This is a genomic window from Methylobacter sp. (assembly GCF_004322395.1).
Classification (GTDB): domain Bacteria; phylum Pseudomonadota; class Gammaproteobacteria; order Methylococcales; family Methylomonadaceae; genus Methylobacter_A.
Window position 1 is genome coordinate 1 of record NZ_SCTW01000110.1, and the last position, 13,495, is coordinate 13,495.

General features: G+C 49.3%; 7 protein-coding genes. 2 read left to right on the plus strand and 5 right to left on the minus strand.

Annotated features, from left to right (window positions below):
• The 4 genes from EPO18_RS14990 to EPO18_RS15005 all read right to left on the minus strand — a co-directional run.
• Positions 1-280: Rnf-Nqr domain containing protein (locus tag EPO18_RS14990; RefSeq protein ID WP_292434580.1), on the minus strand; the 280-nt coding region annotated here is incomplete at its 3' end.
• Positions 277-1,200: a Na(+)-translocating NADH-quinone reductase subunit C gene (locus tag EPO18_RS14995; RefSeq protein WP_292434582.1), complete on the minus strand. Its 924-nt coding sequence runs from the start codon at positions 1,198-1,200 to the stop codon at positions 277-279. The genes EPO18_RS14995 and EPO18_RS14990, both read right to left, overlap by 4 nt.
• Positions 1,193-2,395 carry an NADH:ubiquinone reductase (Na(+)-transporting) subunit B gene (locus tag EPO18_RS15000; protein ID WP_292434584.1) on the minus strand — a complete coding sequence of 401 codons (1,203 nt, stop codon included), beginning with the start codon at positions 2,393-2,395 and terminating at the stop codon, positions 1,193-1,195. The genes EPO18_RS14995 and EPO18_RS15000 overlap by 8 nt, the downstream gene beginning before the upstream one ends.
• Positions 2,395-3,744, minus strand: a complete 1,350-nt coding sequence (locus tag EPO18_RS15005) for a Na(+)-translocating NADH-quinone reductase subunit A (protein WP_292434586.1) — start codon at positions 3,742-3,744, stop codon at positions 2,395-2,397. The genes EPO18_RS15000 and EPO18_RS15005 overlap by 1 nt, the downstream gene beginning before the upstream one ends.
• 429 nt (positions 3,745-4,173) lie before the next feature.
• Between EPO18_RS15005 and EPO18_RS15010 the strand changes: the two genes are divergently transcribed.
• Together EPO18_RS15010 and EPO18_RS15015 are read left to right on the plus strand one after the other, a co-directional pair.
• Positions 4,174-7,113, plus strand: a complete 2,940-nt coding sequence (locus EPO18_RS15010; protein WP_292434587.1) for a chemotaxis protein CheB — start codon at positions 4,174-4,176, stop codon at positions 7,111-7,113.
• Between the two features lie 571 nt (positions 7,114-7,684).
• Complete coding sequence (locus EPO18_RS15015; protein ID WP_292434589.1) at positions 7,685-9,910, plus strand: sensor domain-containing protein; 2,226 nt, start codon at positions 7,685-7,687, stop codon at positions 9,908-9,910.
• A 574-nt stretch (positions 9,911-10,484) separates the two neighbouring features.
• Here the strand turns inward: EPO18_RS15015 and EPO18_RS15020 are convergent.
• Positions 10,485-13,334: a methyl-accepting chemotaxis protein gene (locus EPO18_RS15020; RefSeq protein ID WP_292434590.1), complete on the minus strand. Its 2,850-nt coding sequence runs from the start codon at positions 13,332-13,334 to the stop codon at positions 10,485-10,487.
• Positions 13,335-13,495: the final 161 nt, after the last annotated feature.

Here is a 13,495-nt window from a genome sequence, read left to right on the forward strand (position 1 = left end):
CCTTCAATATCTGATCGACCACGATAACCAGCGAAGCAATAATAGTCATCTGCACGATGATCCTGATGCTGCCGGGAATGTGGTTTCTGATCGCACTGATTGCCGCACTGGAAAACGCGGTCACCAAAGTCAACGCCAACGCCATAATCAGCGAAGTCGACATTTGTGAAGTTACCGCCAACGCTGAACAGATACCCAGAACTTGTAAAGTAATCGGGTTGTTGTCAACTAATGGCTCTATCAATACTTTTTTGGTTTCATCATTTAAAATTTCACTCATGACTTAACTCCTTTAACCGCTCTTACTTTAGCTATATACGGGGCAAAACCTTCTTTGCTCATCCAATATCTGACTAGGTTAGTCACACCGGCGCTGGTTAATGACGCACCCGCCAGACCATCGACCTGATACTGCGACCCCGGCTTGCTGTTATCGACCACGCCTTTAATCAAGGCTAGCGCAGGCTCGCCAATCTCGGCTTCCTCTATAACGCCTTTTTCCAATGAAGCCTGCTCAGTTTCGGCATAGACTTTTTTGCCTTTCCACAGCGCACGCCAGTTCGGGTTGACTACTTCACCGCCCAATCCCGGAGTTTCCGCTTGGTCGTAAAAATTGATGCTTTGTACGGTTTGTCCATCGGGATCCAATGACAGGAAGCCGTATAAGGTTGACCATAATCCATAACCGTTTATCGGCAGAATAATCGACTTAAGAGCTCCACCTTCCTTAACTAAAAAGACTTTCGCATATTTGGCTTTTACCCTGATATGAGCAATATCTTTCTCTTTAGGAATCACAACGCTTAAATTAGGATCTTTTGCCGCTTTACGTTGATCGTATTCAGCAGGATTCATATCCTCAACATAATCGCCCGTTTCCAGGTTGACGATTTTAGCTTCGATTTTGTCGCTAAACGCCTTGTCAATATCGCCACTTTCCTGAAGCAAGCCCGCCACATCAAGAATATTCCTCTTCATGTCCAGTTCTTTGTTATTGACTTGAAGCGGCTTTAACGCAACTGCGGAAAATGAAACCAGAACCGCGCAAACCAAGCAAAGCGCAACCGCGATGGCAATAGTTTTTTCCAGGCTGTCATTGCCCATGGCAAGGACTTTATCCCGGTAGACTTTAAACTTCTGGTAATGCTCGCATTTATCCAATGTTTCGCAAATTTTATTAAACTGTTCGCATTTAAGCATGACGTTTCATCCTTCTTCTGATATTGGCCTGAATGACAAAATAATCAATCGTAGGCGCGAACATATTGGAAAATAGAATTGCCAGCATAATGCCTTCCGGGAATGCCGGATTAACAACCCTGATTAATACCGTCATAACTCCGACTAGCCCCCCGAATATCCAGCGGCCGGTATCGGTCATTGCCGCGCTGACCGGGTCGGTGGCCATATAAACCATACCGAAAGCAAAGCCACCCATCGTCAGATGCCAGTACCAAGGCACCGCAAACATGTGATTGGTGTCGCTGCCGATAAAGTTGAACAACAACGCAGTAGCAACCATGCCTAGAAACACGCCGCCCATAATGCGGTATGATGCCACCTTGGTGTATAACAGGAAGGCCGCGCCGATCAAAATAGCCAGCGTTGATGTTTCGCCTAAACAGCCAGGTTCGAAACCAAAGAAAGATTGCATCCAACCGTAGTTAGCTGCGTAAACCGCATCCATACCGCCATTTGCCGCCAAACCTAAAGGCGTTGCCGCAGTATAACCGTCAACCGCAACCCAAACGGAGTCGCCGGAAATGGACGCAGGATAAGCGAAATATAAAAACGCCCGTCCGGTCAACGCAGGATTCAAGAAGTTTTTACCTGTGCCGCCGAATACTTCCTTACCGATAACAATACCGAAAGAAATACCCAAAGCCACCTGCCATAAAGGCATATCGGGCGGCATAATCAATGTGTACAACATTGACGACACCAGGAAGCCTTCGTTCACTTCATGTCCGCGAACGGTTGCGAACAATACTTCCCAAACACCACCGACAGCCAGCGTCACAATGTAAATAGGCAAAAAATACAAAGCGCCGTGCACCAGGTTGGAAAACGGATTCATCGTACTGTACCCAAAGATCATCATCGGGATACTGCGCCAGCCCTGAGCTTGTTCCAAGCCCATTTTTGCCATGGCCAAGTTAGCTTGATAACCTGTGTTATACAGGGCCATCAAAATACAAAAAAACGTAGCGATGACCACAAAAGTCATGGTTCGTTTCAAGTCATTGCCGTCGCGAACATGCGTGGCGCCACGCGTTACATCGGCCGGCGTGTAAATAAAAGTATCCACCATCTCGTAGAGGCCGTAATACTTTTCGAACCGCCCACCCTTGGTGAAATGCGGTTCCATGCTATCTAAAATATCTCTAGGCGACATTATCCTTCCTTCTCAATTTTAGTTAAATTCGCTCTCAGAACAGGAGCGAAATCGTGTTTACCAGGATCCACAAACGTAAATAAGGACACGTCTTCCTCATCAAGCTCCAAACAGCCTAACAATTGAGCCTGATCCGAATCTCCCACTACCAGCGCTTTTAGCAGCGGCGTAGGTAAAATATCCAGCGGCATCACGGCTTCATAAACGCCGACCGGAACAATCGCCCGGTTGCTGCCGTTTTTGGTGGTTGTTAATGGAAACTTACGATCCAGCTTACGATCAACGCTTGATGTATAAACATTAAGTGCGGAATATTTGTCTTTACCGGGAACAATCCAGCCGAACAATTCGCGGGCACGACCTTCTTGCAATACCGAAACCTGAGTATTGTAGCAGCCCAAAAAAGCAGCCCAATCTGCCGCAAGATGCCCATAAAGCACTGAACCCGAAATCACCCGGTTTTCAACTTCTTCCAATTGACCGGCAACCAAATCATCGGTGTTAGCGCCGGCACGGGTACGAATCAATCTTGGCTTCTTAACAGTAGGGCCTGCCAATGAAACAACGCGCTCGACATTGATTTTGCCGGTAGTAAACAATGCGCCGATTGCAATCACCGCTTGATAATCCAGATGCCAGACGAATTTATCGATAGCAACAGGATCAATCAGATGAATATGAGTGCTTGGCAATCCCGCAGGATGAGGGCCGGAAAACTCGGCGACGGTTACAGGCGCATTACCGGTTGCAACATCAGCACCGGTCGCCTTACAAACATAAGTTTTACCTTCCGTCAGCTTGGCAATAACAGCTAAACCATTAGCAAAATCATCACCGCGCTCTTTAATAATAACCGCAGGATTAGCCGCTAACGGGCTGGTGTCGATTGCAGTTACAAAAATAGAACGAGGTTTGCTGTCCACAGTAGGAATTTTGCCGTATGGACGCGTGCGAAGCGTCGTCCACAACCCGGACGCCAACAGGTTTTCTTTAACCTGGTCTGCCGATAAACCACTTAACTCGGAAACCTTGTATTTTGCAAACGACTCCTGCGCCGTTCCTTTCAGTTCGATAACAACAGATTGCAAAACCCGCTTTGCGCCGCGATTAATAGATTGAACAACACCCGCACCGGGCGAAGTAAAATTGACACCAGGATTTTTCTTGTCAGTAAAAAGCACTTGGCCCAGCTTGACCGTATCACCTTCACTAACCATCATGGTAGGCTTCATGCCTACATAATCCATCCCCAGAATAGCAACGGATTTAACCTTATTGCCATCCTCAATAACTTGTTTGGGCTCTCCCGTGATAGGTAGATCCAAACCTTTTTTAATAATAAATCGCATAGTTAATAGCCTGCTCTCCAATCAAGTTGCGGCGAAACCATCCTTTCATTTCAAATACCAATAAAACAAAGGCGCATAAAGACGTAAAACCGCAGTATTAAACCATAAAAACGGGGCATTCTCAACACTGGCAAGGCTTACTTCAAGCCTTTTAAGCGGCTTAAAAACATTGATTTCTATAGCCCGGACTTACCTGACTTTTTCCTACGGCCCGTAAACCATAAAAGAAAACGCAAGCCGGTAGCCGAATCGATAAAGATAAATTGATTTCTCGCCATCAATTTATTGGCTTTTTGCTTCCGCTCACTCGAATTTGATTCTTCAGTGCTAAGGGGTTGACTTTACTCTGGCAAAACATCATTAAACTTGATAAATTCAAGCAATTCGCTTACCAGCCGCATCATCGCCGCACAAACAGAGCATATCGCAATGACCCAAAATCAAACCAAATCGACTCAAACAACTCCTCCGGAAAATCAACCTAACCGCGCCAGCGGTTTCCCCATTGCCGGCTTGGGCGCATCCGCCGGCGGCCTGGAAGCTTTGGAGCAGTTCTTTCACCATGTCCCTGCCGATAGCGGCATCGCCTTCGTAATAATCTCGCATCTCGATCCTAGCCATGCCAGCATTCTCACAGAAATTTTGCAACGAACCACGCCAATGCCGGTGATTGAGGCGCAAGATCAAATGCAAGTTGAGCCTAACTGCGTCTATGTGATTCCTCCTAACCGCGACATGTCTATCTTTCACGGTTCATTGCAATTAAGCATACCGACAATGCCGCACGGGCTGCGCATGCCCATTGATATGTTCCTGCGCTCGCTGGCTGAAGATCAGTCGGAAAAGGCCATCGGCATTATCCTATCCGGGACCGGCAGCGACGGCACATTGGGATTACGCGCCATCCTAGGCGTTGGCGGCATTACACTGGCGCAAGAGCCTACTACGGCTAAATTCGACGGCATGCCGTCCAACGCCATTCAGGCAGGCTATGTCAGTCATGTTTTACCGGTAGAGAAAATGCCGGAAGTACTGATGTCCGACGCGCGAACACTGATCCTTCAAGAGTCGGCCCTCACTCCTCCTAAGTTAAGCGGCTTCAATCACATCATGATGCAGTTACGCACCGCCACCGGCCACGATTTCTCTCTCTACAAAAAGAGCACCATTAATCGCCGCATTCAAAGACGCATGTCGCAAAACGGCATTGAAGACACCGAAATCTATGCCCGCTACCTGAAGGAAAAACCATCCGAGGTTACGTCGCTGTTCAAAGAACTGCTGATTAATGTCACCAACTTTTTTCGCGACCCGGAAGCCTTTGTTGTGCTTAAGCAGGATATCCTGCCGACAATGCTTGCGAACAAACCTATTGAGTCTGTTTTCCGTGTCTGGGTGGCTGGTTGCGCCACAGGTGAAGAGGCCTACTCCTTCGCGATGGTATTGCGCGAACTAATGGATGAAAAGCACTACGAGTTTAAAGTGCAAATTTACAGCACCGACCTTGCCGAAGATACCATCGCTATCGCCCGCGCCGGCTTATATCCGCCCAACATCACTATCGACGTCACGCCTGAACGGTTGCGCCGTTTCTTTATCAAGGAAGACGGCGGCTATCGGGTGAAGAAAGAAATACGCGAGATGATAGTATTCGCCGTGCAAAATATCATCAAGGATCCGCCTTTTACCAAGCTCGATCTGCTCAGTTGCCGCAACCTGATGATTTATCTGGAGCCGGAACTGCAAAACCGCCTGATTCCGGCCTTTCACTACGCACTCAAGCCGGGCGGCGTACTGTTTCTGTCACCGTCGGAAGGTATTGGCAACCATACCGAACTGTTTACGCCGCTCAACCGCAAATGGAAGTTTTACAAGGCCGCTCCCACCCCGGCATCAACTCGAGTTATGTTGACCAGTAATTTGAACTGGACGGCAGAACCGGCATATAAAGCGCCTGAAGAAATCATAAAAACCGCCAAAGACAGCAATTTGGCCGAACTGACCCGGCGGATGCTGCTCCAATTCTACTCGCCCGCCTCGGTGTTAACGGACATCAAAGGCAATATCCTCTATGTCTATGGCGAGACCGGCAAATATCTACGCCCTGCACCCGGCCATGCCAGCCTTAACATCATCGAGATGGCGCGAGAAGGTCTGCAGATGGAACTGCGCTCCATTATCCAGTCAGCAGGCCAAGACACAACGACAATCCTGAACCGGGAACTCTCGGTCAAGACCAACGGCGATTTTCACCCGGTACTGCTTAGCGTACGCACCGTATCGAATCCTCAAGATCAGCAAAGCCTGCTGCTAATGAGTTTTCAAGAAATAAAGTACCCGGCGACATCCTACAAATCGACGCCCACCAAACACAAACGCGCTTCCAAACCGAACGAACTGCACCATATCGAGGACCTTGAGCGCGAGCTGGCTTATACCAAAGAGAGTCTCCAAGCCACTATCGAAGAACAGTTTGCATCCAACGAAGAGCTTAAATGCACCAACGAGGAGATGCAATCTACCAATGAAGAGCTGCAATCCACCAACGAAGAACTGGAAACCTCCAAAGAAGAACTGCAATCCATCAATGAAGAACTAATCACTGTAAACTCCGAACTACAAGCCAAAATTGGGCAACTGGCCGACATGCAGAATGACATGAAGAACCTGCTCGACAACATCCATATCGGCACTATCTTCCTCGATCAACACCTGATCATCCGGCGTTTCACGCGCGAGGCAACGCAAATCTACCGTCTGGTTGCCTCTGATGTGGGCCGCGCATTGAGCGACATTAAACCCGAACTGGAAGGTGAAGATTTGCTGGATGCCGCTCATTCCGTGCTCGATAACCTGGTACCCGTCGAACGTGAAGTAAAGACAGTGAACGGCAACTGGTATCTGGCGCGCGTCCAGCCCTACCGGACACTGGAAAACATGATCGACGGCGTGGTGCTGACCTTCACCAACATCACCGATCGTACCCAGGCTACACAGGCACTGGAAACGAGGCTATTGGCCGAAGACATCGCCAAAACAGTGCGCGAACCGCTACTTGTACTTAATGATAAATTAGAGGTCGTCACCGCCAGCCGCTTGTTTTACCAAAGCTTTCAGGTTACTGCTAATGATACCGTGAGTTATCCGATCTACGAACTAGGTAACGGCCAATGGAATATCCCCGTCTTGCGCAATCTGCTGCAGGCCGTTCTGTTGCACAATCAGGCTTTTGAGGACTATCCGGTGGAGCATGATTTTCCCGCCATCGGTCAGCGCAAAATTCTGCTCAACGCCCGCAGCATCATCGGCCTGACCGGTGAGCCGCAATTGATTCTGCTGGCGCTGAATGATGTTACCGGCAAGGCGTAAACAGGATTTATCGTTCTTACGTTTCGGCGCACCTCGACATGCACAAAGTTTTCGGAGAATTGGCATACCGGCAGGAAAGCCGGTCCAACGCCATGGATGATAAGTTGCCATATACTCCGAGGCTTGAGTTAGACAGCTCGTATTCTTATAACCGGAACCGGCATCACTATTCAACCGCTGAGCTGTGACGATGTAAAGCACTAGTCCAACAAACAGCTCGCCTGATAGGTGATAGTACTTATTGATTGAATCAGTTGAACTCCCTATCCTACCCCCCCTTGTATGACAATGCTGTTGACTTAAGCAGTACAAAGCCCTCTCCAGAGGGAGAGGGTTGGGTGACGACTGCAAGGATGCAGGAGGTAGAGCAACGCAGGGAGCAGTTGCCGAGGGGAAATTCAAATAAGGAAAAAAGCTTATTTACCCCCCTCATCCCAGCCTTCTCCCTAAGGGAGAAGGGGCGCACACGCTTAAGTCAACAGCATTACCCTTGTATGACACCAGCCGATTTTTAGGATATTCCCAAGGAACAAACCGTGCAGGCTATCTAAAATATCGGTGAGAAGTTTATATGAGCAGCAAATCCACGAAACTGAATCATCAATTAAAGCCACGTACCGACCCCCAGGAACGACGTACCCGAATCACCAAAGAACCGCCGTCCCGCTCTATAGAAGAACTGCTGCATGAACTACAGGTGCACCAGATCGAGCTGAAGATGCAAAACGAGGAGCTACAGCGCGCCCGTGACGATCTTGAAGCATCCCATAACCGCTACCTCGATCTTTATGAATTCGCTCCCGTTGGTTATTTAACCCTGACGGTCGAAGGTGAAATCATCGAGACCAATCTTACCGCCGCCGCTTTAGTCGGAGTGGAGCGCTGCAATCTGATCAATCGTCATTTTTCCAGCTTGATCTCACCCAAAGACGGCGACCGTTGGCATCTTCTACTCAAGAAACTGCTAGACTGCGAAGGAGAACAGAATAATCTCGAACTGAGGTTGAAACGCGGCGACAGCTACTTCCATGCCCGGCTGGACTGCCTGCCGGCAATAACCGGCGACCATACGCCAGTGCTGCGCATTACCCTTACCGACATCAGCGAAAGCAAGCATGCCGAAGAGGAATTACGTATCGCCGCCGCGGCCTTTGAAGCTCAAGAAGGCATCATGATCACCAATGCCGATAATATGATTTTGCGGGTTAACCGGGCCTTTACCGAGATTACCGGCTACAGCACCGAAGAACTCATCGGGCAAACGCCCCGCATATTCAAATCGGGACAGCACGACTCGGCCTTTTACGCTGAAATGTGGGATTGCATCAATCGTACCGGGTCCTGGCAGGGCGAAATATGGGATCAACGCAAAAATGGTGAAATCTATCCCAAACGGCTAACCATCACCGCAGTAAAGGACAGCGATGGCAACGTCACTCACTATGTCGGCTCGCATACCGATATATCCACACGTAAGGCCTCGGAAGAGGAAATAAAACAACTGGCTTACTATGATCCGTTGACCGCCTTGCCGAACCGCAGACTGCTGCTGGACAGGCTGCAACAAGCATTGGCCACCAGTACGCGTAGTAGAAAATACGGCGCATTGCTGTTCCTTGACCTGGATAACTTCAAATCCCTTAATGACCATCTGGGGCATGATATGGGCGACATATTGTTGCAACAGGTCGCACAGCGCCTAATGGATTGCGTGCGGGAAGGCGACACCGTGTCACGTCAAGGCGGCGATGAGTTTGTGATCATGCTGGAAGAACTGAGCGAAAATATTGAAGAAGCCGCTGTCAAGGCTAAAACCATAGGCGAAAAAATTATTGCTTCATTAAACCAAGCCTACCAGCTCAGCAAGCATGAGTATCGAAGCACCCCGAGCATCGGCATCACGCTATTTATCGATCATCGGCATGAAATAAACACCCTGCTGAAACGGGCGGATATCGCCATGTATGGCGCCAAAGCGGCAGGCCGCAACACCTTGCGTTTCTTCGACCAGGACATGCAAGAGGCGGTTACGGCTCGGGCCGCTCTGGAAGCGGATTTACGCTTTGCGCTGATGAAAAATCAATTCAAGCTCTATTTCCAGCGGCAGGTGCACCATAATGGACAGATTATCGGCGCCGAAATGTTGTTGCGCTGGAAACACCCTAAACGTGGCATCGTCTTGCCGCATGAATTCATTCCACTGGCTGAAGAAATCGGCTTAATAATACCTATTGGGCAGTGGATGCTGGAAGCCGCCTGCGCCCAGCTTAAACGCTGGGAAAGCCATGCACAAACCCGCGACTTGCAGCTTGCCGTTAACGTCAGTGCGCGTCAGTTCCATCAACCTGACTTTACCGAACAAGTACGCGCCATGCTGAACAAATTCGCCATCAAAGCGGATCGGCTCAAACTCGAATTCACCGAAAGCCTGTTATTCGACGACATCGACGATACCATTGCCAAAATGAAGACACTTAAAGAGCTTGGCGTGAGCTTCTCCATTGATGACTTCGGCACCGGCTATTCATCCTTGGCTTGTCTAGCGCAACTGCCGTTCGATCAGCTGAAAATCGATCAGTCATTCGTAAGCAATATCGGGATCAAACCCGCCGATACGTTGATCGTGCAAACCATCATCGGCATGGCCGATAACTTGGGGATGGACATCATTGCCGAAGGCATAGAAACAGAAGAGCAACGCGCATTTCTGGAACTTCACGGCTGCCATGCCTTTCAGGGCAACCTGATAGGCATGGCAATGCCGCTGGCGGAGTTTGAACGTTTCTTGGGAGATTAAAGTATTGTGATCCAAGGTTAGGTATGGAGTAATGTTGACTTAGGCTCCTCCCTTAACACCTATCACTTTACTCAAATAGCACGTCATACCGGCATGGACTGCCGGTATCCAGAACACATGGATGTGATGTCTGAGTCTTGCCATCCCTGGCTTCTGGATTCCGGCAGTCCATGCCGGAACGACGTATTGGATATTCTCGTTAAACTGATAGGTGTTAAGGGCTCCTCCCATTTACCCTGATATTTCTACAATATCCCCTTAAGATAACGAGTTTTGATTCATGCCGGGCGCGCTAAGAAACGCTCAGGCTTAAAACTAAAAAACTTGGGTCCGATACTTCCGGGCGACCGGCCGGCAATGCTGTTGACTTAAGAGTACGTACCCCTTCTCCCTGAGGGAGAAGGTTGGGATGAGGGGGGGGTAAATCAGCTTTCTTCCTCATTTTGATTTCCCCTCACCCAACCCTCTCCCTCTGGAGAGGACTTTGCGCTGCTTAAGTCAACAGCATTGCCGGTCCCGGTCGCCCCTATAATGGTCACAATGCTTTGGTTAACTGATTTTTTAGGATTACGTACTAAAACTCTTCCCAGTCATCGCTGGAAGATTGGAGGATCGGTTTAGGTTTAACTGATGCCGATTTTTTAACTGCTCCGGCTTTAGCGATTGCGGTCTCTCTTTGCGGCGGCGCTGCACGGAAAGAGCTTACTTGAGCCATGCTGTTATGCGCATAGCGAGAGTAACCCTCCACTTTGAATTGCGCTACGGTGGCCGATAGGCTTTGCGCCTGTTCTTCCAATGATTCCGCTGCGGCGGCAGCTTGCTCTACCAAAGCGGCATTTTGCTGAGTTACGTCGTCCATTTGACTGATAGCTTGATTAACCTGCTCGATGCCGCTCGTTTGTTCCGCTGAAGCGGCGCTAATTTCAGACATCATGACGGTAACGCCGCGAATGGAATTAACAATTTCTTCCATAGTTTGACCGGCTTGTGTTACTAATTTACTGCCGCCGGTAACCTTGACGACCGAGTCGTCAATCAAGTTTTTGATTTCTCCGGCTGCTGTAGCGGCGCGCTGCGCGAGGTTGCGCACCTCTACAGCCACCACGGCAAAGCCCCTGCCCTGTTCGCCGGCGCGCGCCGCTTCAACGGCAGCGTTCAGGGCAAGAATGTTAGTTTGAAAAGCAATGTCGTCGATCACCGAAATAATGTCGCCAATCCTGCGGGAAGAATCATTAATAGTATCCATCGTCTTAACCACTTGACCGACCACTTCAACGCCTTTGCCGGCTATATTGGATGCATCAACGGCTAGTTGATTAGCCTGTTTGGCGTTTGCGGCATTATGCTGTACCGTTGAAGTCAGTTCCTCCATGCTGGCCGCTGTCTCTTCCAGGCTGGCGGCTTGTTCCTCGGTGCGATGCGACAAGTCATTGTTCCCGGAGGCGATTTCTTTAGCCCCGGTGTTGATGCCGTTGGTCGCGTCCTTGATTTGCCCGATGATTTCCTTAAGTTTTTCCACCGTGGTATTGGCGTCATCCTTGAGTTGTCCGAAACTGCCGGCATAATCATTGGTAATAGTTTGTGTCAAGTCACTACGGGATAGAGCGCCCAATACGCGTACCACATCGTTAATGCCGCTCTCGGTCGTTTCCAGCAGTTCGTTCAGCCCTTCGCCCAATTGTTTAAAGAAGTCTTCTTTGCCCTGTATGTTAATACGCCTTGTAAAGTCCCCCATAACCGCACCATGCACAAGGGCGGCCACTTCCTGCTCTACAGCGACTTCATTGGTGCGGTCCTGCCATTCGGCTACCGCGCCCAGCCGTTGGCCCTGTTCATTAATGACCGGATTGGCGCTCACCACCATAGATCGTCCGCCGAGATTTATTTTGGCGACATAGGTATTGTTGAAAGTAGACAAAAGTTTTTCTTGCTGCGAAGGAGCTAGGTGAAAACCGTCAATATTGGTGCCGACCAGATTGGCCGCTGAGAAGTTCGGCAACTGTTTACGAATATCCGCTTCGGCCTTGCCGAGGATATCAACCACAGATTTGTTAACATAAATAATGTGGCGAGCATTGTCTGCGATCATCACGCCGGTGCTGACATTATCCAGGCCGATTTTGATGCGTAAACTCTCGTCGGCAATGCGTTTGCTTTCCGCCATATCGAAACCGAGCTTGGTCTGCATGGATTTAAGCGCTTCCATGACCTTGCCGATTTCATCCTGGCGTTCAATGTCTATGGCATTGTTATATTTGCCTTGGGCTATGCGGCCGAAGTGGCTGATAACGGCAGCAAACGGGCGCGCAATCCCGCGGATCAGAGTAAAACCCAGCCATAGGGCCAGCATAATGCCTAGCGCGATCAAGCCGATGGCGATGTTGCGAGTGTGGCCGTAGCGGGACTGCGCCGATTCAAACTCCTGCTTGGCGACATCGATCTGTAATTGCATCAGCCGGTTGATGCCTTCACCGACAGGTTTATAAAGCGGGTTAATCCGGTCTACGACAAGCTTGTTGGCGAGTTCGAGGTCATGGGCTTTCAGCGCTGCCATAGTGGGCTTCAAACTTTCTTCTACGAATAATTTCCTGTCGGCGGCGAATTTGTCGGCCAGGTTTTTTTCCTCCGGGGTTAAGTAAGTGGCCATGTAAGCAGCCCAAATCCTGCTTATTTCCGTAATGTTTTGTTCCACTTCAGCACTATTTTTCTGGATCATCTCAGCAGTTGGCGTAAGCAAGACGGAGGTAATGTTCAGCCGGTTGGTCAACAGCAGTTCCTTGATAGTGGATATCTGGTCCATCGGCATTGTGCGATCCTCATACACTGTGCGCAAGCCTTCGTTGGCCTTGCTCATGCCATGTAAGCCCATGCCGCCGATAATTATCATTAGTGCGCTGAGCATGCCGATAACATTGATTAAACGGCTTTTGATCGTGAGACTCTTGAATGGGTTAAGTTTTCCCGGAAAAGTCGATTTGACGACTTTCCCGTCCTGTATTTTCAGGTTGCCGGCCTTGCCTTCCTTAAACAGCCGGTAGGCGGCATCTGCCGCATTGATTTGTTCGAAGCTGGGTTTGCTGCGCACCGACATATAACCGGCCAGTTGGTCGTTTTCATAAAAGGGTATGGCATTGGCCAGCACCCAGTAAAAATCCCCGTTTTTGCAGCGGTTTTTTACCAACCCGGTCCACGGGCGATTCTCTTTCAACGCCTTCCATAGATCCGCAAACGCTTCCGGCGGCATGTCCGGGTGCCGCACTATATTATGCGAGACACCGATCAGCTCTGCTTTGGTAAATCCGCTAATGCGCAGGAAGTCCTCGTTGATATAGGTAATCGTCCCCCTCAAATCAGTCTTGGATACTATGGAATCAGTCTCTTTAAGCTTGTATTCCACGTTAGTTACCGGCATGTTGATTTTCATAAACTGTCTCTTAATGATTTTTTTGGCAGGAGAGTTGGCGAATGCTTAAAGTCATATATATTTGATGGTGATTTACATCCTGAATCAGCAAACCACCAGAGAAGCGCTGAACAAATTATTTTTCAGCCATAAATTGCGACCCTGATTTTTTAAAAAGCGAT

What these genes read in the sequence shown, in the direction of transcription:
- EPO18_RS14995 (WP_292434582.1), bottom strand. Translation starts at nt 1,200, where the DNA reads ATGCTTAAATGCGAACAGTTTAATAAAATTTGCGAAACATTGGATAAA.
- EPO18_RS15000 (WP_292434584.1), bottom strand. Translation starts at nt 2,395, where the DNA reads ATGTCGCCTAGAGATATTTTAGATAGCATGGAACCGCATTTCACCAAG.
- EPO18_RS15005 (WP_292434586.1), bottom strand. Translation starts at nt 3,744, where the DNA reads ATGCGATTTATTATTAAAAAAGGTTTGGATCTACCTATCACGGGAGAG.
- EPO18_RS15010 (WP_292434587.1), top strand. Translation starts at nt 4,174, where the DNA reads ATGACCCAAAATCAAACCAAATCGACTCAAACAACTCCTCCGGAAAAT.
- EPO18_RS15015 (WP_292434589.1), top strand. Translation starts at nt 7,685, where the DNA reads ATGAGCAGCAAATCCACGAAACTGAATCATCAATTAAAGCCACGTACC.
- EPO18_RS15020 (WP_292434590.1), bottom strand. Translation starts at nt 13,334, where the DNA reads ATGAAAATCAACATGCCGGTAACTAACGTGGAATACAAGCTTAAAGAG.